General features: G+C 59.0%; 18 protein-coding genes, 2 pseudogenes and 1 other annotated feature. Of the genes and pseudogenes, 4 read left to right on the top strand and 16 right to left on the bottom strand.

Annotated elements, in window-relative coordinates:
* Nucleotides 1-427 precede the first annotated feature (427 nt).
* The 6 genes from EI171_RS12445 to EI171_RS12420 form a co-directional block, all read right to left on the bottom strand.
* Nucleotides 428-2,371, bottom strand: coding sequence for a glycosyltransferase (locus tag EI171_RS12445; protein WP_161533473.1), 1,944 nt, complete (start codon nt 2,369-2,371; stop codon nt 428-430).
* On the bottom strand, nt 2,368-3,750 hold the full coding sequence (locus EI171_RS12440; protein WP_161533472.1) for an HlyD family efflux transporter periplasmic adaptor subunit: 1,383 nt from the start codon (nt 3,748-3,750) through the stop codon (nt 2,368-2,370). The genes EI171_RS12445 and EI171_RS12440 overlap by 4 nt, the downstream gene beginning before the upstream one ends.
* Before the next feature lie 164 nt (nt 3,751-3,914).
* Complete coding sequence (locus EI171_RS12435; RefSeq protein WP_246740526.1) at nt 3,915-4,304, bottom strand: EAL domain-containing protein; 390 nt, start codon at nt 4,302-4,304, stop codon at nt 3,915-3,917.
* A gap of 963 nt (nt 4,305-5,267) precedes the next feature.
* Nucleotides 5,268-5,564 carry a transglutaminase family protein gene (locus EI171_RS45655; RefSeq protein ID WP_246740525.1) on the bottom strand — a complete coding sequence of 99 codons (297 nt, stop codon included), beginning with the start codon at nt 5,562-5,564 and terminating at the stop codon, nt 5,268-5,270.
* Nucleotides 5,515-6,093, bottom strand: a complete 579-nt coding sequence (locus EI171_RS45650; protein ID WP_246740524.1) for a transglutaminase N-terminal domain-containing protein — start codon at nt 6,091-6,093, stop codon at nt 5,515-5,517. The genes EI171_RS45655 and EI171_RS45650 overlap by 50 nt, the downstream gene beginning before the upstream one ends.
* Nucleotides 6,094-6,300: 207 nt before the next feature.
* On the bottom strand, nt 6,301-7,455 hold the full coding sequence (locus EI171_RS12420) for an AI-2E family transporter (RefSeq protein WP_060908804.1): 1,155 nt from the start codon (nt 7,453-7,455) through the stop codon (nt 6,301-6,303).
* 235 nt (nt 7,456-7,690) lie between these two features.
* Between EI171_RS12420 and EI171_RS12415 the strand changes: the two genes are divergently transcribed.
* A complete protein-coding gene (locus tag EI171_RS12415) occupies nt 7,691-7,933 on the top strand; it encodes a hypothetical protein (RefSeq protein ID WP_129557372.1) in 243 nt (80 codons plus the stop codon).
* A 665-nt stretch (nt 7,934-8,598) separates the two neighbouring features.
* Here the strand turns inward: EI171_RS12415 and EI171_RS12410 are convergent.
* The 6 genes and pseudogenes from EI171_RS12410 to EI171_RS12385 all read right to left on the bottom strand — a co-directional run bounded on the left by EI171_RS12410 (nt 8,599) and on the right by EI171_RS12385 (nt 11,784).
* The gene (locus tag EI171_RS12410) at nt 8,599-9,357 is read right to left on the bottom strand and encodes a DUF1236 domain-containing protein (RefSeq protein ID WP_246740523.1); all 759 of its coding nucleotides are present in this window, start codon (nt 9,355-9,357) and stop codon (nt 8,599-8,601) included.
* A gap of 553 nt (nt 9,358-9,910) precedes the next feature.
* Nucleotides 9,911-10,090, bottom strand: coding sequence for a hypothetical protein (locus EI171_RS12405; protein ID WP_060912692.1), 180 nt, complete (start codon nt 10,088-10,090; stop codon nt 9,911-9,913).
* A 286-nt stretch (nt 10,091-10,376) separates the two neighbouring features.
* The gene (locus EI171_RS46725; RefSeq protein ID WP_161533471.1) at nt 10,377-10,604 is read right to left on the bottom strand and encodes an exopolysaccharide biosynthesis protein; all 228 of its coding nucleotides are present in this window, start codon (nt 10,602-10,604) and stop codon (nt 10,377-10,379) included.
* A 91-nt stretch (nt 10,605-10,695) separates the two neighbouring features.
* Nucleotides 10,696-10,782: pseudogene (locus EI171_RS46720) on the bottom strand (hypothetical protein); the annotation flags it as partial.
* A 280-nt stretch (nt 10,783-11,062) separates the two neighbouring features.
* Nucleotides 11,063-11,308: a hypothetical protein gene (locus EI171_RS12390; RefSeq protein WP_041955327.1), complete on the bottom strand. Its 246-nt coding sequence runs from the start codon at nt 11,306-11,308 to the stop codon at nt 11,063-11,065.
* A gap of 125 nt (nt 11,309-11,433) precedes the next feature.
* Nucleotides 11,434-11,784 carry a phasin family protein gene (locus EI171_RS12385; RefSeq protein ID WP_038954963.1) on the bottom strand — a complete coding sequence of 117 codons (351 nt, stop codon included), beginning with the start codon at nt 11,782-11,784 and terminating at the stop codon, nt 11,434-11,436.
* Between the two features lie 224 nt (nt 11,785-12,008).
* On the opposite strand from EI171_RS12385, the gene EI171_RS12380 reads away from it, so the two are divergent.
* Both EI171_RS12380 and EI171_RS12375 read left to right on the top strand, forming a co-directional pair.
* Nucleotides 12,009-13,240, top strand: a protein-coding gene (locus EI171_RS12380) for an IS3 family transposase (RefSeq protein ID WP_246740238.1) whose coding sequence is annotated in 2 segments (ribosomal slippage) — nt 12,009-12,300 and nt 12,300-13,240 — 1,233 coding nt in all. Because the reading frame shifts where the segments join, the coding sequence is not laid out codon by codon here.
* Nucleotides 12,293-12,409 (top strand) — a sequence feature (AL1L pseudoknot). Its footprint overlaps the gene before it by 117 nt.
* Nucleotides 13,241-13,540: 300 nt before the next feature.
* A complete protein-coding gene (locus EI171_RS12375; protein ID WP_161533470.1) occupies nt 13,541-14,071 on the top strand; it encodes a PRC-barrel domain-containing protein in 531 nt (176 codons plus the stop codon).
* Nucleotides 14,072-14,226: 155 nt separating this feature from the next.
* On the opposite strand, the pseudogene EI171_RS12370 reads toward EI171_RS12375, so the two are convergent.
* A pseudogene (locus EI171_RS12370) lies at nt 14,227-14,685 on the bottom strand (helix-turn-helix domain-containing protein); the annotation flags it as partial.
* 115 nt (nt 14,686-14,800) lie between these two features.
* Between EI171_RS12370 and EI171_RS12365 the strand changes: the two are divergent.
* A complete protein-coding gene (locus EI171_RS12365; protein ID WP_161533469.1) occupies nt 14,801-16,738 on the top strand; it encodes an ABC transporter ATP-binding protein/permease in 1,938 nt (645 codons plus the stop codon).
* Between the two features lie 213 nt (nt 16,739-16,951).
* Here the strand turns inward: EI171_RS12365 and EI171_RS12360 are convergent, their stop codons facing one another.
* The 3 genes from EI171_RS12360 to EI171_RS12350 all read right to left on the bottom strand — a co-directional run bounded on the left by EI171_RS12360 (nt 16,952) and on the right by EI171_RS12350 (nt 19,957).
* The gene (locus EI171_RS12360; RefSeq protein ID WP_161533468.1) at nt 16,952-18,733 is read right to left on the bottom strand and encodes a Spy/CpxP family protein refolding chaperone; all 1,782 of its coding nucleotides are present in this window, start codon (nt 18,731-18,733) and stop codon (nt 16,952-16,954) included.
* Nucleotides 18,734-19,255: 522 nt separating this feature from the next.
* Entirely contained in the window at nt 19,256-19,504 is a 249-nt protein-coding gene (locus tag EI171_RS12355; protein ID WP_161533467.1) for a hypothetical protein, read from the bottom strand.
* An 87-nt stretch (nt 19,505-19,591) separates the two neighbouring features.
* The gene (locus tag EI171_RS12350; RefSeq protein WP_161533466.1) at nt 19,592-19,957 is read right to left on the bottom strand and encodes a CsbD family protein; all 366 of its coding nucleotides are present in this window, start codon (nt 19,955-19,957) and stop codon (nt 19,592-19,594) included.
* Nucleotides 19,958-20,714 lie beyond the last annotated feature (757 nt).

Here is a 20,714-nt window from a genome sequence, read left to right as displayed (position 1 = left end):
AAGGCGCACGACCAGCTCTTTCAGAGCTGTATTCTCTTTTTCGAGAGAGCGAAGGGCGAGCCTCATTCGCATCTCGTCGTCCAGATTCTGGGGCCAAAAGGTTGGCGGCTTTCGCTCGGCGATCATTCCTTCCTCCCAACAGCCCTACGTGCCCTCTCGCGCTCCTTAGCATGACATCCCCCAGGCTACATGCTCTTACAGGCGCTGATTCGCTGGTCAATGTTGCTCAGTTTCGGCGGCGAGCGCGTTGGATATCAAAAGGCCCTGATCTGCCGCGACGCTCTCCGTTGCGGCTCTCGGGCATCACGCTCCTTGCCGCCGATGAGCGCTGACATCATGCTAGGACAGCCATGTTGTCCAACCCTTTCCATGCTGCCACCCGAGTGGCCGCGAAGCCTTGGGCCAACGACGTCGCCAGCATACGCAGTCACCCGAAAATCCGCATCATGATTGCTTTGCCAAGGGGGGCGGCGCGTATGCCGGTGAATGCGGTGACGTAGTCACCGGAATAGAAAGCTCGAATGAGATCGACGCGCGTGTTGAGGGTCTCATCGAACCGGATCGCAAATCCGTCCGCGGTGCGCCGCACGACAAGAGCGGCGACATTTCTCTCTCGAAGAGTGCAATGAACGGCAATCCCGACAGGTGGGGGATTGTCGCTCACGAAGCGGGCACCCGTGATCGACATGTCTGCCAAACGGTAGACGCCCGGCCGCCCACCGATATTGAAAAGAACCGGCTCATCTCGCTCGAACCGCTCGGCCTTCCGCCGCCGCGGCTGCTCGATGGACACCAAGCAGACGATCGTCAAAATGATCGCATTGTATAAACTCCAGGCCAGCGCCAGGCCACCATAGGCGATAATGTCGCCTTGCGCATGAAGCACGAAGGCATAGGCGATTCCCGCGAGCGTAATCGCCAGTGCCGTGCCGTATACCCTGAGCAGCGGCCATTCGATGAAGCGTTGATCGCGATCCCCGCCCTTTGCGGTGACCTTGAATTTGTGCCCGTGCGGCTTGAGCAGCCCTGTCGCAACGGCTTTAAGAACTGCCGGCAGAGCAATATATTGGGCGACATCCGACATCCCCGCCATGGACCGTCCGCGGGAAATCCAGGCCATGGTGAGTGAATACCAGAGATAAAGCGGCAGGAAATATCCGAGGAGTTCGGAAAGATCCGCCTGGACGGCTTTGATGCCGAACAGAAGATAGAGGCTCGGGACAACGAGACCGAATACCTTGACGACATAGGTCGAGGTCCAACTCATGAATGCTTCGATGAGAGACAGCCTATCGATAACATCCAGCTGCGATCTTCGGGAAAGGGGACCACTGCGCCCCCGCAAGATTTGCATGAAGCCAAGACACCATCGGCCGCGCTGAGTGATGTATTCCTTGAGTCCTTCCGGGGCGAGCCCCAAGGTCAGACGCTCGTTCAGGTACACCGTGCGTGCGCCAATTTCCTTCAGCCGCAGCGTCAATAAGTAATCTTCCGTCACGGAATCGGTCGGAAAGCCGCCAATCTTCACGAGGGATGAAAATCTGATGACCGACGATGTGCCGCAACAAAATGCCACGCCCCAAGCGTCCTTGGACGGCATCAGAATATCGAAGAAGAAGCGCTGCTCGTCCGGCCAGACCTTAGTCGCAGCCAGGTTGGTTTGGATCGGGTCCGCATTGATGAAATGCTGAGGCGTTTGTACCACGCCTACGCCCTGATCGCGGAACAGGCACATCGCGCGGGCGAGGAATTCGGGCAACGGAACGAAATCGGCGTCGAGGATCGAAATGAAATCAGGGGGATCGGCGAGCCCGACCACGTGCCGCAGAGCGTGGTTGATGTTGCCGGCCTTGGCGTCCTTGTTGTCGGGCCGCGCCAGATAGCGGCAACCGAGCTGGCCTGCAAGCTTTTCGAGCCAGTGGCGCCGCCCGTCGTCTAGCACCCAGACACGATAGTTCGGATAGTTCATTCCAGTGGCGCCAATGATCGTGCGCTCCAGGATAGAAACTTCCTCGTTGTACGTGCAAATGAACACGTCGATCAGTGGAACGTCCCGTCCGGCAAGCCACCGCCTGTTGGCTTCGACTTGGGGCGTTCGATCGGTCGTACGGCTGAGAAACAGCAGCGACAGTGCACTCGCCGCGAGCGATGCAGCCTCGGCGATGAGGAACAGGGCTCCCACGACGAAATCGGCGGTCCAGCCGACGGGCGGGACCGTGGACCTAATGCGCCATCCAAAATAGCGGATCATGAGCAGCAACACGATTGCGATCATCAGCGAACGCGCCGCAGAGTTCTCATGCCGGAGCCAGGGCAGGATGGCAACGCAGAACCCGAGCGCAATAAGGCCCGGTGTCAGTGCGGGGATCATGGCTTTCTCGCATTATCTGCCGAGAAGATGACGCGTCCGGTTCGCCCGACCGGACAATCGTTGGAGCCATCGTTGAGGCCGGGGACCGAAATCGTGGCACGATACGGTTCCTTACTCAGCACATCGGGGTTGATAGCGAGGTTCGCTGCGGCTCCTGCAGAGCCGGTGAGATTGACGACGGTGCCGGCCAATTCGGGCCCGTCGTCGCTCGGTCGGAAATGCGCGACCGAGCCCAGTTGCAGGCTGTTATACACTCTCTCCGTGACGTTCGCTGTCACCACGGCGCCGGAACAATCGAGTAAACGAATGAGCGGTTGGCCGGCCCGGACATCCTCTCCTGGCGCCGTCAGGATCTCCCAGATTCGGCCGGCAACGGGGAACTTGATCTCCGCCTCCGAGCGGCTGATGTAACGGGATCGCTCGGATTCAATCTCGCCGTTGAGCCACGAGATTTGCGCATCAGCGTGTGCTACGTCCGCGGTGAGCCCTTCGGCCCGCTGCCGCATTTCCTCCTCACGTTGCACCGAGCTCGGGCGATCGTTGTAGCTGTCGCCGAGGAACGTGCCGTCGCGCGCGGCGGTGAGCTCAACCTGGGTCGCGTCCAGGCGGCGTCGCGCGCCGATCTCGGTCTGCAGCGCGATGGTTTGATCCCGTGTCAAGCGCCCGAGCTCGACGGAGGAAACGCTGCCTGATTTGATAAGCGACGAAGCTCTTTCCACGGCGGCCGCCGCTTCTTCGCGACGCGCCGCGGCCGCTTCGATTGAGGTTTTGATTTCGGCGATGCGTGCTTCGAGCTGACGAATCCGCCCCTCCGTGAACAGGGCCGCCTGACGCGCCAGATCCTTCTGCGCCGCGCGGGCGGAAGCTATCTTCGAAACGAGGCTTGGCCTTTCGTTTTCCAGGCGAGATATTTGACTGCGCAGATCGTCGAGCCGCACGCGGTCGCCGCGCGGGTTGACGACACGAAGGATGAACGTGCCCCCGGCGACGATGCCTGGATCGCCCGACAGACCGGATCCGGATGAAATCTTGCCGTCGATCGGCGACCTCAATGTCACCAGTCTCGAGTTGACGACGGCTTCGACGCTAGACGTCTGGAAAAGCGCTCTCAGGGGCAGCCACCCGAATACTGCGACGATGGCGATGCCCGCGGCGGCCTTCACAAATCGCAGAGGTGTCCGGCTCGACTTGGATTGCGCCACATTCGCGGCCGGAGCGTCAGTTCCGGAGGCATCGGTCTTGCCGGGACTAAGATGCGCATCCAACTCGCGCTGCGGACCGTGCGCGCCGTTTGCTCCGTCAATCGATTCCGTGAGAGGTTTGGCGGACTCTGGGCCGCCGCCTTCGGGTGTCGAGTTGAAACGCGGTTGATTTTGCATGATAGGCCTGATCACCAATGCGCAACCTCGGCGAGAGATGCAGCCCCGCGGAAAAAAATGCGATGTTGGTGTGACACACGCTAACTGAAACATGAGAATTGTCCGCAATAGCGGACCGCCAAGAGCCGCATCGGCCCCATAGAGGCGCAGGTCCGTGTCACCGTTCAGCTGTTGCGTTGACGAGGTGCAGCTTGGTCACGGGCGAAGCCGGCGGCATTGTCTCCGCGAAGCCCGCCAAAATGCTGGCACCGAGCTCCGAGGCGGGGACCGGCCGGCCGAAGAAGACCCCCTGGACCTGGGCACCGTCGGCCGTGTCGAAAGAGCCAGCCTTCGACCCTCACTCGCATGTGCAACTCGCGTCCGAGCGCGATGATCGCTTTGACCATCAGCCCGACCCGGCGATGGGAACCGTCGAGGCCCTGCATGAAGGTTCGATCGATCTTGATCTTATCGAACGGAAAGCGCCACAGATAGCTGAAGCTCGAATAGCCGGCCCCGAAATCGTCCATCACGATGGCCACGCCCATCGCCTTGAGCGTCAGGAGCTGCACCATGATCGTTTCGGCAGACTGGTGCGGAGCTACTCTCGATGATCCTCGGCGGCGAAAGCTGGGGCTCGCACGCAGCCTTCTCCTCCGCGGTCGTTGTCGCAACGCATCACCTGTTCCCGGGTTCCATCCGACTTTCGACTATGGCGGACCTTCGGCGCGCGGACGTCGACAGGGTCGATTGGAGGCGTCGACGCCGTCTACGATTCTGAGGGGCGGAGGTTCGAATCGTTTCGGCCGCGCCACCGCCCAATATCTGCCCAACCCGCTCAGGGAAACGAGTCCGTTGCAGATCATTCTTTCCGGGCAAATCGCATCGATGCAGCCGAAATCGAAATCCCACCGCACGCCCCAAGACATAACTGCAGAATGTTGATTCGAGGGCCGGACAAAGATGTTCGTCTCGCTATTCCAGATACGGCGTCAGCACATCTTCGATCCATTTCATGAATGCGCGGACTCGGCGCGACAGATTGCTCCGGTGCGCTACGACGAGGGACACGGCGAGCGCTCGGCGACGAAAATCGGGTATGATCTCCACACCGCCCAACAATCGAAGTGGACTCCGGCGTGATGGAACGCGTGTGGTGTCGCACGGGCACCGCGGCAGCGAAGCCATTCCTTTATGAGGAACTAAAGTGGCTGAGCCGACCAGAACTCAAATCGACTTTGCAAAGGTGATGACCAAGAAAAAGCGCAGCGTCCTGAACTCACTTGTGATGTTTGATTGTTACATGAGCGCTAGCGAAATCGAAGACGAAGAACTGAGAGATATCGTTCGTCACCAACTTGCCCGTTACACTGTGAAACCCCGGTATCGATGGCCGCCTGTCTTGGGGTGCAACTGATGCCGGGCGGACCATCTCCCACATGATTCAAGCAGGAACAATCTAAGACGGGAGCGGGTCCCTCCGGGGACCCCGCCCCTACGGCACAAACGCGCCCCGAAATTCCGCCAGCCCGTTCGCGCTATTCTTGGGTTGACACGGTTGACAGGTTGACATGCAAACGCATCGCAGAGCCAACTTTTCGAAATAGATGCCGGAGCGGCGACCGCGCACGGGGGTTGTCGCGCGCCATGGAAAACTGCCCCCTCGGCGTCATGAGGAATTGCCCCCTCCTTGGATAGCCGGTGATAAAGCGCGCGGCGAAGCCCAAACTGCGCGCAGCTTCAATCATCAAAACGGCAAAGTCCCGACAGGTGCCTATCCTCAGTTCAAGTGTTGTGGAGAGAGTTTGAGTTCCTGGCGCCGTGCGGGCGGTCATACGCGAATCCATCCGAGATTGCTTCATTGAGAGTCATCAAGACCCGGCCCGTCGGGTGTCTCGGTCCGCGCGTGAGAAACGTGTCCAGCCATCGGCCGACATCGTCTTCCGGGTCGGAGAACCATCTCTGAACATACGGTGCCAGGTCAGGCGCCTCTTCTTCATGATACGCAAATGGATGGTCTTTCGCGTTATCTTCAATTCTGAAGTCCGGGGCGTTCTCCGGAGTGTGATCGACCTTGATGACACACTCGAATCGCAAGTAATCGCTCGCACAATCAAAATCGACGTGCGCAACGCAATTTCCGAAGACATCATGAAGCCATCTCACCTCCGAGGGCTTGGGCGTTACATCGAGCGAAAAATTGATCAGTCGTTGATCGAAACTGTCCCGCGGGCGCGCCATCAATTGATGCCGGCCGAGCCTTATCCTACGCCTGTACTGATATGTTGTAATATGCCGGACGATGAAGATCGCCATGATGTCGTTACAGGTGCTCGTCGACGAAGGGTTAAGGGTCACGATCACGGAACAATCGCATTCCGACGGGAATAGCATCTGAGCAAGCTAAAAAATGGGGGGTGCGAAACCTCGGAGATCGTGGTGCATGCGACGCCAGGACCTCGCGCGCCGCGGCTTTAGTCGCGAGGTCGAGATCAGGTGAGGTGACACCGTCGGCCGATTCGTCACACACGCTGCCGTTGCTACGGGTCATGCAAACCAGCGGTAATGCCGCTATTCCCCTTCGAGGAAGTGCCCCAGGGCCTTGAGCGGGCGCAACCTGTCACAGATGATCTTCAGAATCGCCAGCATCGGGACGGCCAGGATCGCGCCAAGCACGCCCCACATCCAGAACCAGAACACCAGCGACAGGATGATCAATACCGGATTCAGCGTGAAGCGCCGCGCCAGCAGCATCGGCGTCAGTGTTTCGCCCTCAACGAGGTGAATGCCAAGGTAGAGAGCCGGCGGCAGCAATGCCCACCATAAGCTTTCGAAGCTCAGCATTCCGACCAGCACGAAGATGCAGACTCCGAAGAGCGGACCCAAAATCGGGATGTAGTTGAGCAGGAAGGCTGCGGTGCCCCACAACAAAGGGTCTCCCAGGCCGCAAAGATACATCGCGGCCGCCGTCGCGACACCCACCGCGGCATTCATAGCCGTGATTGTTAGCAGATAGGCCGATATGTCCTCCTGGATCTGCTGAGATATGTCGACAGCTTGTCGCTTGTTGCCAAACGTCGGCAGGATTTCAACGATGCGTCGAAGGAATATGTTGCCCGCTACCAAAAGAAAATAGAGCACCAAGACCGTCGTAAACAAGCCATCGAGTACGGAGCGAGTGCCTGCGAAAAGTACGCCCGTTATGCCCAGATCGCGGCGAACCGAAACAATCGAACCCCGGCCAGGGGGGGCATCAGCAGCCTGCTCGGCCTGTTGGATTACCTTTTGCAACGCTTGGATCGGCCCGCTTATGACCCGCAGGTGTGCTTCTAGGCGCGGTATGCCCTCGGGCAGCCGCTCAGCCCAGGTCGTGGCCGGTACCGATAACGCCGCCACCATACCTACAAGCGCTCCAATAACCAGGAAGACGGTCAGGAGCGCTCCGACAGCGCGGGGTAGATGCAAACGCCCCAAGACGCGGACAGCGGGTTGAAGCAGGAGATTTAGCACGAGGGCGAGCACGACGGGAAGGATGATCGAGCTTGCCACATAGAGTGCCGCCAAGACACCCAACGCGAACAAACCACCGAGAAAGAACGTCCGCGGATCGGACGGCAGCGGCATCTCCGTCTCGTCGGCGGCCTCCGTCGCCGCTGCATGTGGCTCCGACAGATCAACATCCAGCGGGAAGGAAGGACGCTGTGATGGCGGTATGCCGGCAACCATGGCTTTCCCTCTGAATGTGATCGCTTCCGGTGCCGATCATAGCCTTTCAGCGACCCGACTTCGTCCGGAAGGTGCGTGAGGTAAGCCTACAAAGGAACAAATTCGAGAACTGAGCAATATTGACCAGTAGTCACCGCCGCCGGGGTACAAACTACCTCATCACCGCCCTGTCAGTGGCAGCTTTCGGTGACTGAGAGTCCGGTAGCGCTCTCGCCTATGACGTCAGGGGAGCATCATGTCTTCTGTCCACCGGTTGCCAACCTTCGAGCAGCGTCACAGCATTGAGGAGTTCATCCAGATAAGGCGCGATATGTTGCGCTATGCCCGCTCATTCCCGCCGGGGGCCGAGCGCAATCAGCGGCGACAGATTGCCTTATCCCTTCGAGCCCTGTTCAAGAACAAGGAATGGCTGAACGCCCATACATGGGAAGGAGCAAAGCGGCTCACTGATCGTCCTTCGCCTTCCCCAGTGAAATAGGGACAGCTTCAATTTGAACTCTCCACAAGATCGTGCCGGCTGCATTGGATGCGGTTCGCCCTTGCGATGATCAAGCCGGCGAAACGGGTTGTATTCACTTCGGACCGAACTCCCCGCGGCAACATGCGATCAGTCGCAATCGCTTCCGCGGTTGCGGCATCACAATCCTGAATTCTAGCGATAGATCCTTGCTCCGCTCTGTAGGCGGCGCAATCAAGCGGGACATGAACCCAGTTAAATGGCGACGAGGACGGTTTCGTCGGCGCTGCACCTTGCGCAGTCAAAGGTGCGCAGATCAAAACCAGGTTTGTCCGGCTCGATGCAGACCAACCTCATCGGTGTGCGGCATGTTGAGCAGCGACGAATTCTGAAGTCTGAAACACCAAAACTTGGATTGGATTGACTCGACAGCATGATACTCCCCTTAAGACTCAGGCGGGAGCGCGACACTCTCAGTCACCGATTGTTGCCTATGATGGGGCGGTGATCTAATTAATATAGTGTTTTGGCTCCATCCACGCTGGTCAACATTGCTCGCTTTCGAAAGAAAGGCTCGAAGAGAACAAAATAGGACCTCCAGCGGCGGTTGGCTCAGAAAATAAGGGCGGCTCTTAAGCCGCCCTCTGGTTTCTCGTAACTGCCTGTCGTGCGCTCGGCGAGTTCGCTTAACCTTCGATGATGTAAACGATCTCGTGGGTGCGCGGGCGAAGGATGATGTACTTGCCGTGCACCAGGATGAAATCGTATCCACGCCATTCCGGATAGATTTCCACGATACGTGATGGCATCGGGTAATAGCGCACACCGGCCGGGACAGCCGTTCCGACTGAGAGATTAAAGTTCACATTTGTAGCTTCCTCGACCTTCTCTTGCTTGATGGCCGAGGTTATCTGGGTGCGCTTCTCAGCGGGAGGCGCTGCTGTCGCCGAGGTTGCAGCATTGCCTGTCGTCCTACTGTCGGGGGTCGAAGGCCTGGTCTCGGCAGTCGGAGTTTTCAACACCTTTGATGTGGCGGTCGACTCAGACGATTTCGTCTTGCTGTCGGCTTTCATCTCGCTCGCCGCCTTGCCGTCAGAAGGCGACTTCGTTTCGGCGGTCGGATTCTTCACGTCCTTCGAAGTGGTGGTCGGAGTGATCGACTCTGACGCCTTCGACTTGCCATCAGCTTTCATGTCGCCAGTCGTTTTTGCATCCGGCTTGCCCTGCGCATGTTGAGGCGCCACGTCTTTTGGCCCGGCGCCGGGGCTTGCTGTCTCGGCTCCCTTTGCCGCCGGTGCATTCATCGGCGCCGCAGTATCACCCTTAGGCGAAGCGGCAGCCGGAGATTCCTTCGCTGCTCCTTGATTGGCGCCTTGAGCTGTCGCAAGCCCGGTCGTGGCCAATAAGGCCGCAACGGCCACAGACACCATTAATGACTTTCTCATCTGATTTTTCCAATTCAAATTGAATCCATGCCGACGAAGGTCGGCCATAGAGTGGAACGGCCCCAACAGACTATAGTTCCGCTTCTATCTTGGGTTGGGAGATGTATTGGGAAGTAATGCGAGTGATCGCGTCGATCACTGGGCTGTCGCCAGAACCTTCAACCCCTGTGTGCGCTAAGTCATTTCTTGGGCTCGACCAGTCGCCAAGCAACGAGGAAACCTCTCTGCTCTCGCTCGGACCCACCCGGAAAGGCCGGAAAGGAATGGGCGTACTAGCAAAGAGCGATCTGGCCAAATATAGACCCGCATAAGCAACGCCATATCAGGAACGTTCAGGTTAAAACGAAAGGCTGATCTTGCCGTCGGTGCAAGCCTGCGTGAAGCGACAAGGAGAATCCGATACGGAGCGAACCTGCACGCACCTGGCGGTGGCTGCGTGTCATTTCAACAGAATTCTGTAGGGTAACAAACCCGGCGATCTGCGGGAGGGGGAGACACAACGGTTTTCGAACTGGCGATGAAGCGGCATGCTTCGACGCGACCACAAGCAAAATCAAGGCGACCATCTGTCCTGCTCTTTACGGCAATCGTCTTCGTTGAGACGGTCCGCGATATCCTCTGCGATGTCTGGCGTTTTCGCCTTGGCGATTGGCTTGCCGTCCGCAGTCATTAATTCGTCGCCCTCAACCTCAACCGGAAAGTCGTCGGGCTTGAGGGGCTTATCATTTGGCATTGCACCCTCCCACGTTAAAGGAAAAAGCCGCCCGGGCATTACGCCGAGCGGCTTTTCGAGCAACTGCCAGTCGCCCGGTTCTGTTGCTGGAATGACAACATCGATCCGAAGGAAAGGTTTCTCCCGCCAGCAAGGTTATTCTTTCCCGCTTCGGTTCCGTAGCTCCGCTGGTCGTGTGGTCGAGCGAAGCAGCGCTGATGCCTTTGTTTGCGGCTTCAAACGGTCCTCCGGACAGAAGCGACGCGAGTATTGTTGGCGCGGCCAACAAGCGGCATCGCACGGTTCGTTACCAGCGACAGGTCGCTACCAGAGATCGATGATCCATTTTGCGCCGACGACCGTCTGCCAAACTACCGCCGTCGCGACCGCACAAATGGCGGCGGCCAGCAAGGCGATCGAGAGACAGGACCCCATCCTCCTCGAGATAGGCAAGGGAGATCAAGGCAATCACCAAAGCGGGGACGACGTTGCTCAGGGGTATTGGAATGAAGACCAGAGTAGCGCTCAGTACCACGACGAGCCGACCAGGCGCTTGGTTGCCTCCAACGGGTGCGCCACCGTGGATGAACCACCTTCTCAAGATATCTGAGCACCGGTAAGGATCGCTGCACCACAGCAGCGAGGTGTTTCGTCGGCAAGGAACGAGTGGCGATGCGGCGTGGAGAGACCGGAGCGGGTTTGCCCGCGATCATCTGGAACGCGGGAATCGTGAGTAGCAGGCCAGCTACGATCGAGAGCCCGGTGCGAGCGCGACCAGCGCGAGCAGGATCATGATGATCCCGAAGGATCGCTTGCGAAGGCCGTGCATCAGCCAGCCCAAGGTGAAATGGTCCGCTGCAGCACGACGGAGGTAGTAACAAGCCCTATCGGGTCAGCTGGCGGTCTCGACATCAGAATAGCGTCTCCTGGCCTCTTGATTGGCAGGCCGATGTCTCCGTCTCGAAGCCGAAACCGGTCGCTCCGTTGGTTGTTTTAAGTGCCATGCTGCCGATAGTCCACCGGGGTCAATCCAAGGATAGCACGTTCACATAGTTTGTTGGCGTCCCGCTCGCCGCTGCCTGCAGCCTGCAAAATACCCCTGGCAATAATTTCGCGATCTACCTCCAACTGACCGATATTCTGAAGTGTTCGACATGCCAGGTCGTAGGCCTGATTCACGGCGGTTACCTGCTCTGGATCAAAGGACAACTCTTGGAAAAGCGGATTAGGATTGGACATAATGCTCCTCGTAGCAAACGCGAGCGCAAGCTCTCAGCTGCCAGGATTAGACGGATTAAGTGATGATCGGAAAAAACCTCGCGATGAGCAGGGTATTTGTGCTCTGACACACCGCGGGGAACGATTTATCGATTTGTCGAGGTCATCTTTGCAACAAGATCACCGAATGGCTTGTAGGACTGCTTGGCAAGATCGCTGTACAGTCCGCCAATCTTCTGTGACTCCGTAACGAACGTCTCGTAGGCCGTCTTGGCGAATTCGGTTTGAACTTCAATCGCCTTGTCGAGCGATTTCACGCCAGAGAGCTTCTCAACGAACAGTTTCGTGTCTTCAAACGACTTTTTCGTGTAGTCACCGTAAGCAGTGGCAATCGCCAGGAAGGCGTTAGATGACGCAGTCCCTGTATCGATTTGTTCGTTACTATTCTGCTGGTGCTCGAAATTTTGATTCGAATGAATCTGATTTGCGTTCGACATTTTTTTGAACTTTCCCTTGTTTGTTTAACAGTGGACCAATGCCGCGCGCCACCAATGGTTGCTTCGGAATCTCAGTTCTCGCTTTTAATTAGGCGGTGCTTGTATGTTCGTACGATGATCACCAGGCGCAGTTTGCCGGGTAGCGCCGAGCGATCGTAGTCGACTCCGCCGCAATGAACCGCCCCGGGTTTGCCGGAGGCTCCAACTCCTGAGAGGATGGAGCCATGACGAGCAAGACAACGAACAAGTTTTCAGCCGAGGTCCGGACCCGAGCGGTTCGGATGGTTCTGGATCACGCCGGCGAGCACCCGTCGCGCTGGGCGGCAGTGACGTCGATCGCGGCCAAGATCGGCTGCACGCCGCAGACGCTGCATGACTGGGTCAAGAAGGCCGAGGTCGATAGCGGGCAGCGGGCCGGCGTTCCAACCGAGATGGCCGAGAAGCTGAAGGCGCTCGAACGGGAGAACCGCGAGCTTCGGCAGGCCAACGAGATCCTGCGCAAGGCAAGCGCCTATTTTGCGATGGCGGAGCTCGACCGCCGGTCCAAGCCATGATCGCCTTCATCGACGATCATCGTGGGGCGCATGGGGTCGAGCCGATCTGCAAGGTGTTGCCGATCGCCCCCTCGACCTACCACGCCCATGTGGCCAAGCGGCGCGATCCGGCCAAGTTGTCGGTACGCGCCAAGCAGGATGCCAGGCTGAAGATCGAGGTTCGGCGTGTGTTCGAGGAGAACTTCTCCGTCTATGGCGCGCGCAAGGTGTGGCGTCAGCTCAAGCGCGAAGGCTTCGATGTTGCCCGTTGCACAGTCTCGCGATTGATGCGGGACATGGGTTTGCAAGGGGTGATCCGCGGCAAATCCGTCAAGACTACGATCAGCGACAAGGCTGCGCCATGCCCGCTGGATCACGTCAACCGCCAGTTCAAGGCGACAAGGCCGAACGTTCTCTGGCTCTCCGACTTCACCTATGTCGCGACCTGGACCGGCTTTGTCTACGTCGCCTTTGTGATCGACGCCTATGCCCGCAGGATCGTGGGCTGGCGAGCCTCGCGCACGGCGCATGCAGGCTTCGTGCTCGATGCTCTGGAGCAGGCACTGCACGATCGACGGCCGGTCCATCGCGGCGGCCTCGTGCACCATAGCGACAGGGGTAGCCAATACGTCTCGATCAAATATACCGAGCGCCTGGCTGAAGCAGGCGTGGAGCCCTCCGTCGGCAGCGTTGGAGATTCCTATGACAATGCTCTCGCCGAAACCATCAACGGTCTCTACAAGGCCGAGGTGATACATCGGCGTGGGCCATGGCGCAGCTTCGAGGCCGTCGAGTTCGCTACCCTGGAATGGGTCGATTGGTTCAACAACCGAAGGCTCCTTGAGCCCATCGGCAACATACCGCCGGCCGAAGCAGAGCAACGCTACTACGCCATGCTGGAACAACCCGCCATGGCGGCATAACTTAAACCAAATGGCCTCCGGCAAACCCGGGGCGGTTCACAATGCCAACGAGCGAAACGCACCTTAAGGTGCAGAATGTGATTTGGGCAAACCGGCTGATTATCTGCCGCGCGGGTGTCGAGAAGGGCCGCAACTCACGCTACTCTCGCGCCGACGAGATGATCGAATGAGTAGCGCAATGTTTGAGCGCGGGTGTCCACCGCCTCTCTGAGACCTTGCCGCGGGGAGATGATTTACTGTTCCGTCGCTGGAACCAAAGTCACACCGCGTTATTGTTCACCAAAACAATGGAGGAACATCATGATTTCCAAATGTCTTGCAATAGCATTCCTGGCTATCGCGTCGATGACCGGCGCGGCGGCGGCGCAAACAGCCACAAACCAAGCGGCTTCGACAACCAGTGCTACCACGCACAAGGAGGGTGAATGGCGCGCGTCCAAGCTCGCCGGCGTCGATGTGTACAATGAAGCAAACGAGAAGATCGGCGACATCCACGACGTGATTTTGGATAGGTCAGGCAAGGTGGCCAATGTCATTCTGGGTGTGGGCGGCGTTCTCGGCCTGGGCGAACACTACGTGGCGGTCGCCTTCGATAAGCTGAGGTGGGTTGACCAGCCGGTGACCTCGACAACTTCGTCAACAACGTCCGCACCGGCAAATGCGCCTGCAACCACTCCCGCTCCAGATAGCACCACGCGAACCACCACCGGTGCCGCAACAACCACCACGACAACCACCACAACCAGCGCCAGTACGCGTTGGTATCCCGATCACGCGGTGTATAACGCCACCAAGGACGAATTGAAGGCCATGCCGGAGTTTAAGTACTAACTCTCGACATGCGGCGTTTTTTGACCGGAAGCGACACTTCGACCCTGGCAAGGGGGGCGGCCGGCGTTCTAGGTGGGTTCGCGTCTTGGCGGTCAAAGCTCACTTCGCTGGCGTCTGAATCAGAATGCGGTCATCTGGCACGCTCCTTACGGCCACCGTCGAGGGCCGAGATTGGCCTGCCATGAGCGCCAGCGCTGGCGTCTACGTGCGATGTCGGAGCGAGCCCGCTCGAGCGCGAGCAGCGTTTTTTTGAACCGCAGCCCTTCGCGGCGCAGGAACGTCCAAACCGCATTGTGGCAGACCTTGACCCCGCGCGCGGCGAGTTCGTGCTTGAGGGCGTGCAGCGTCAAATGCGGCGTCTGACTGATCCTCTCCTTGATGAAGGCGCGATGCGGTTCAAGAACGGGCTTGCGATGGCCGCCCATCTTGCCAGGGGCCACTGAGCCGGTCGCTCGATAACGTTGCGACCACTTCACAACTGACGACACCGCAACGCCAAACCGCGATGCCACCGAACGGCAGCTCTCGCCCTTTGCAATCGCCGCAACCGCCCGCTTACGCAGATCATTGGATATCGCGGACCATCGGATGCTGGCTTCCAGCCCAGCCAGCATCTTGAATCATATTCGTCCGAAATCGGGAATCCCTCCCGATTCAATCAAGCCATGAACCGCTCTAGGTCTTCCAAAGCCTAGCGGAACCATCTGTTTTTCCTTGCGTTATTGGGATATGCGCAGGCCCGCCATCAGTGATTCACCCATCGTCAAGGTTGTTGCTGAAACCGGTGCCTACGTCGAGCCACCCCCGCCCGAAGTCGTTGAAACCGATCCGGATTTGTCTGCCGAAGATGCGGAGCAAATCCGCCGGGATTATCTGCTCACGCGCTTCTGGATCAGCGCCAAGGGATTTTGGGGGAAAAACGGTGACCGGGTGGCGTGGATATTTTCCATCGTCCTGGTGATCCTGATTGTCACCAATGTCGGCTTCCAATACGGCATCAATGTCTGGAATCGGGCGATCTTCGACGCGATCGAGAAGCGCGATTCCACCGCTGTGTTTTATTTGACCGCGGTGTTCTTTCCGCTCGCGATCGGCAGCGTCCTGCTCGGCGTTGCGCAAGTATTCACGCGTATGGGCATCCAGCGCCGCTGGCGGGCCTGGTTAGCCAATTCCGTGGTGTCGCGCTGGCTGACCAATGGCCGCTATTATCAGCTCAATCTCGTCAGCGGCGACCATCAGAATCCAGAATACCGCATCGGCGAGGATCTGCGCGTGGCCACTGATGCGCCGGTGGATTTCGCCGCCGGCGTCACCTCGGCATTCCTGTCGGCGACCACCTTCATCGTGGTGCTCTGGACCATCGGCGGCGCGCTGACGGTCACGATCGCGGGATCGACCATCACCATTCCTGGCTTCCTCGTGATTGCGGCGGTGTTGTACGCGGCGATTGCCTCAGGTTCGATCATGACGATCGGGCGCGGCTTCGTGCAAGTCTCCGAAGACAAGAATCAGGCCGAGGCCGAGTATCGCTACACGCTGACCCGCGTGCGCGAGAACGGCGAGAGCATAGCGCTGCTCGGCGGTGAGGAGGAAGAGCGCGACGGCATTGACAAGACCTTTATCAAGGTGCTGAGGCAATGGGCGCGGCTCGCCGGCCAGCACATGCGCACCACGCTGGTGTCGCAGGGATCGAGCCTGATCGCACCGGTGGTGCCGCTGCTACTGTGCGCGCCGAAATTTCTCGACGGCAGCATGACGCTGGGACAGGTGATGCAGGCGGCCTCCGCCTTCACCATCGTGCAGAGCGCGTTTGGTTGGCTGGTCGACAATTATCCGCGGCTTTCGGACTGGAACGCCTGCGCGCGGCGTATCGCCTCGCTGATGATGTCCCTGGACGGCCTTGAACGCGCCGAACGTGGCGACGGCATCGGCCGCATCAAGCGCGGCGAGACCGAAGGCGACGCTATTCTCAGTCTCAACGATCTTTCGGTGACCCTCGATGACGGCACCGCTGTGGTCGGCGAGGCGGAAGTCGTGATCGAAGCCGGCGAACGCCTGCTGGTGGCCGGTGAGACCGGCACCGGCAAAAGCACATTGGTGCGTGCGATCGCGGGGCTGTGGCCGTGGGGCGGCGGCAGCGTCAATTTCCATCCAGATCGCCGCCTGTTCATGCTGCCGCAAAAACCCTACGTGCCGTTGGGCACGCTGCGGCGCGCCGCTGCCTACCCAGCCGCCGCCGAGGACTGGACGGTGGACCAGATCGGCGAAGCGCTCGACAAGGTCGGCCTCAGTCATCTCAAGGACAAGATCGAGGAAGAGGCGCCGTGGGACCAGACGCTATCAGGAGGTGAAAAGCAGCGGCTTGCCTTCGCGCGGCTGTTTCTGCACAAGCCAGATATCATCGTGCTGGACGAAGCGACCTCTGCACTCGATGAAAAGAGCCAGGACAAGATGATGGAGCTGATGACCAAGGAGCTGCCCATGGCCACCGTGGTCAGCGTCGCTCATCGCACCGAGCTTGAAGCCTTCCACAGCCGCAAGATAGTGCTGGAACGGCGCAAGGGTGGCGCGAAACTCGTCAGCGACGTCGATCTCATCCCGCGCAAGGGCAGGCGCCGGCTGCTCGGTCGCTTCCTCCGTCATCGCAAGCCGCCGCTGCAAAGGTGAAAGCGGCTCGAAGCGCATTCGATTTTCGACTTTTGCAATGGTGTCGAAGGCTAAACGGACTCTGGACGAGGATTGTGTCAGGTCAGTCACGACCATCTCGGATATGCGCCTGGGACCAATGTCCGGAGTTTCTAAATCCGCTCGGCACCACCGGCAAACAAAGAGACGGCCACACGGGCCGCCTATCTATTTTCCACTCAACGTAAGGTCCAACTAATTGCCGGATTGCGCGAGTTCGCCGCCGATGCGGTTGAAGCGCGCCTTTTGCTCACTGCTCAGTACCCCATAAAAGTCGTTGAGCGCAGGCTTCACCGTATTAGCTGCATCGATCATGGCCTGCAGGCGCTTCTCCATAGCCTCCAACCGGCCGGGCGGAGTGATTGGCGTGTCCTCGGGGCAGGCGGCTTGCATGATCGAGACAGCGTTTGCGGTGGCTTTCTCAAGGTGCTTCAAACCACCTTCCTGCGCATTGGTCGGCTTGACCGCGTCCTCGATCCGCTCAATCGGCAGATTAGCAAGCCCGGCTTTCGGTTCGCTGCAGCTCTTGCCATCCCGCGCCGATGTCTGGTTGGCCTCGGCGTTGTTCTTGGGCTGCTTCGGCCCAATTTCGTTTAGGCGCTCCTTCTGCTCATCGCTCAACGAGTTATAGAACGTCTCCATCGCCGGCCGGACCGTCTGCACTGCTTCGAGCGTGGCTGCAAGCCGCAACGTCATCGCCTGTAGGCGACCGGGTGGCGTCATCGCGAAGGCGTTTTTCGCGGGGCATGAGGCTGTGAACACGCTGGCGGCTCTCTGGCCCGAGCTTCGCACCTGGTCGAGAAGCCGCTTCTGCTCGGTATTCAAGCCGACCTTGCTATTGATTTCTGCGAGCGGCCAAGCAGTGATGCCGGTGCCGGGCTCCGTGCACGGCTCTTCCACGGTGGAAGAAGTCGATCGGGCTTGGCGTGCGTTTGGCGGTGCATAGGCATAGCTGTACTCAGGCGGCATACCGGCTTGGCCCCAGAACACGCCGTCGAAGAAATCATCATAGGCATAGGCAAAGTAACCGTCATCATAGCCAGAGGGCCAGAATGCGTAATCGAATACGTCCGAATAGGCATAGGGCCAGAACACGGGCCCGTGCCACGGCACGAAGGCCGCGCGCAGGCCGAGGCTCCAGGCCCGGCGTGGGGCGAGCGCAGCCGTGTCCGCGCGGAAATTGGCACCTTGCGCCCGTGCCTCGAAGCGCGCGGCGAAGCGGCCTTGCTGTGCTGCCTGCGGTGTAACACGCGCGACACCGTTACGACGCTCGCCGCGCTGCGCTTGCTCATTGGGTTGAACCAATGCATTCGGCTGAGCATGGCCGTTAGGTTGTAGCCGCTGCTGCGCGCGCTGCTCACGCTGCTGATTGATTTCCTGCTGCTTCTGCGCGCGATGCGTAGCCGGGAGCTTTCGCAGTTCACGGGTCTCCTGTTGGCGCAGCGTGCGCTCCTCGCGTAGCTGGCTGCGCGGCTGCTCGCGCGTTGGCGCAGCGGATACGGCGGCCTTGGACGCGGCGTTGCGGGCGGTCGGCGGAGTTGCTGTTCGGGTGGGTGCATTGTCCCGCGGACTGTTGATAATGCGTGGCGTTGCTTGACGGGTTGGAGCTGCGGCCCTTTGCGGCGCCTGGCCTTGTGGAGCGGCCTCGCGTCGCGGTACGGCCTGGCGTTGCGGCGCGGCTTCACGTTGCGGTACGGCCTGCCGTTGCGGCGCGGCCTCGCGTTGCGGAGCTGCCTGGCGTTGCGGTGCGACTTCACGTTGCGGAGCGGCCTGGCGTTGCGGCACGGCCTCGCGTTGCGGCGCGGCCTGATTTTGCGGTGCGGCCTGCCGCTGTGGCGGCGGCGCGACGGCTGGGGCTGAACGCGCCGCCGGCGCGCCTTTGTTGTTTTCGTGCTTCTGCTCCTGAGCATTTGCGCTCAACGGGATCATCAACACTGCGAGCCCGAGCATTGCAGTCAGCTTCAAACCGCTTTTCATGAAAGAATTCTCCGCTACGACTATGCTGATCGCAGCGCAAACAAACTGGCACTCGCATTGTGCGGGGGTTTTTGCCACGCGGCGCGTTGATATTCACCAATCGTTGTGCGTCCGACATCGGGACAAATAGGGTCAGCCAGCAAAAGTTCCCGCCCTACCGCGCGATATAAGGTCGCGCAGATTGATCCGCATTAAGGTAGCGATTGGACCCAATTCTGATGTTATCGAACACGACCGGCAATCAGGAAGAGTGCCAACTTCTTTCGGAGGTGATTATCGGGTGCGGATGCTGCCCCCCGCCCCCAGTCTAAATCCAGGGGGTCTGAAAACTAAAGCCGGACAGTGTGGTCAATTTTGACCGGCGGCGTGCTCTAAGCGCATTTAGCCTACCGCCCTCACCAAGGAGGTGACCATGGCACAGGACCCTTCTCGGCCATTGCGGGCGGGTATCGGGCACCTGCTCTAAGCAGCCTCCGAGCGGTCAGCAGATCTGTATAGGACGGCTAGCGCGCCCCCAAACCATCATCGGCGACGGGCGATGGCAACTCCCAACAGGAAAGCGACTAACAGCGAAGCAAGAGGCGCTTCGCGCGCGATGTTGCTCAAGATACTCAGCGGCATCCCTGGCCTTCGACCTGCTTCTATCGCGCCGGCAACCCGATGGACTGTCCCTTTCACAGCTTCGGAGACTTCCGCGATGGTGGATTTCGGTTCTGGAACGGAATCCAAACTTTCATGGGCGAAAGGGGCCAGCGGGATGTCATCACTCACAATCTAATCTCCAAATCTAATCTCCAAGTCGACAAACAGCCAATCAATCAAAAAGCGTGAATTGTTCCGATATGGCGGTCGTAGCCGTTATCGCCCACGCTTCCGCGGATGGCGCGGCGGGCGCGTCATCAATAGCGCCAACACAAAGCCGATTGCGCCCGCGATCAACATCGAACCGAGCGGATTGTCCTGCACTCTCTTCGCGATCGCTTGCGAGCCGTCATGGAAAGTATCGCCGCTGTTCTCATAAGCGTTCTTGGCGTAGTTGACGGCGGCATCCGTAGCTTCGCGCGTTGCATCCTTGGCCTGGCCGTACAGGTTCTGCGCGGTGCCTGTCGCCTCCCGGATGCGGCCTGCTGCCTGGGTCTTTGCGTCGCCGGCGATATCGCCGACGGTGCCCTCGACCTTACCGGCGAAATCCTTCGCCGAGCCGGCAATTCGATCGTTCTCCACGGCGCACACTCCCTAAGATGAAGTCCCGGCGAGCTAACCGACAAGGTCAATCTATGTTCCTGCGCGCACAGAAAGCCCGCTCGCAAATGTAGGTCTTAGGTTCTTACCCTTCCACACTCGCTGCTCGACTGCACTGACGAGATGATCAGGTATCAGAAAACTATTGCGATGTGCGGGTTACCGATCCTCGCACGGCTCGGCGCCGTCTTGGATCTTGAGAGAAATCACAGAATGGCTGCGGCTTCCGTTTGCAGCCGACCAAATCCAGCAGCGGCGCGTTGCTCACTTTTGCTCACTGTCAAAATTTCAAATTGCGAGTGGTCCTGATTAGACTACGACGGACCGAACGGTGGGCTGGCCTGCTTCCGACAACAGTGGCCTAATTCTAAAAATAGCAATGCTCAAGTTTGAAAGTGAGCAATTTTGAACAGACGATCGCAGTGCATATCTGCTGTTTTGGTAATCACCGGGGGATTGCACTGTCCGGGACCTAATCCAACGCCACCAAGCATTTATTGGGCTTGGTGGCGTTGTGCTTTCCCAGGTGTCCTAAATCGTTAACTTTTCGAAAGTGAGCAAAATAGAACGGCGCGGGGGATAGCGATGATCCCATGGTCACTCCATCACCGTCCCATCACGGCATCTTCGGTGGCTGAGAGTTCTGTAGCGCTCCCGCCTGAGTTTAGGTGAGCATCATGCCTTCCTTAGCAGTCTTGTTCGACGCAAGCCGCATAGCAATTCAGCCCCATACCTGCCC

The sequence above is a fragment of the Bradyrhizobium sp. LCT2 genome (genome assembly GCF_009931255.1).
Lineage (GTDB): Bacteria > Pseudomonadota > Alphaproteobacteria > Rhizobiales > Xanthobacteraceae > Bradyrhizobium > Bradyrhizobium diazoefficiens.
The sequence above is the reverse complement of the archived record's forward strand: the minus strand, read 5'-3'. Positions and strand labels throughout refer to the sequence as shown.

What these genes read in the sequence shown, in the direction of transcription:
- EI171_RS12445 (WP_161533473.1), bottom strand. Translation starts at nt 2,371, where the DNA reads ATGATCCCCGCACTGACACCGGGCCTTATTGCGCTCGGGTTCTGCGTT.
- EI171_RS12440 (WP_161533472.1), bottom strand. Translation starts at nt 3,750, where the DNA reads ATGCAAAATCAACCGCGTTTCAACTCGACACCCGAAGGCGGCGGCCCA.
- EI171_RS12435 (WP_246740526.1), bottom strand. Translation starts at nt 4,304, where the DNA reads ATGGTGCAGCTCCTGACGCTCAAGGCGATGGGCGTGGCCATCGTGATG.
- EI171_RS45655 (WP_246740525.1), bottom strand. Translation starts at nt 5,564, where the DNA reads ATGACCGCCCGCACGGCGCCAGGAACTCAAACTCTCTCCACAACACTT.
- EI171_RS12420 (WP_060908804.1), bottom strand. Translation starts at nt 7,455, where the DNA reads ATGGTTGCCGGCATACCGCCATCACAGCGTCCTTCCTTCCCGCTGGAT.
- EI171_RS12415 (WP_129557372.1), top strand. Translation starts at nt 7,691, where the DNA reads ATGTCTTCTGTCCACCGGTTGCCAACCTTCGAGCAGCGTCACAGCATT.
- EI171_RS12410 (WP_246740523.1), bottom strand. Translation starts at nt 9,357, where the DNA reads ATGAGAAAGTCATTAATGGTGTCTGTGGCCGTTGCGGCCTTATTGGCC.
- EI171_RS12405 (WP_060912692.1), bottom strand. Translation starts at nt 10,090, where the DNA reads ATGCCAAATGATAAGCCCCTCAAGCCCGACGACTTTCCGGTTGAGGTT.
- EI171_RS12390 (WP_041955327.1), bottom strand. Translation starts at nt 11,308, where the DNA reads ATGTCCAATCCTAATCCGCTTTTCCAAGAGTTGTCCTTTGATCCAGAG.
- EI171_RS12385 (WP_038954963.1), bottom strand. Translation starts at nt 11,784, where the DNA reads ATGTCGAACGCAAATCAGATTCATTCGAATCAAAATTTCGAGCACCAG.
- EI171_RS12375 (WP_161533470.1), top strand. Translation starts at nt 13,541, where the DNA reads ATGATTTCCAAATGTCTTGCAATAGCATTCCTGGCTATCGCGTCGATG.
- EI171_RS12365 (WP_161533469.1), top strand. Translation starts at nt 14,801, where the DNA reads ATGCGCAGGCCCGCCATCAGTGATTCACCCATCGTCAAGGTTGTTGCT.
- EI171_RS12360 (WP_161533468.1), bottom strand. Translation starts at nt 18,733, where the DNA reads ATGAAAAGCGGTTTGAAGCTGACTGCAATGCTCGGGCTCGCAGTGTTG.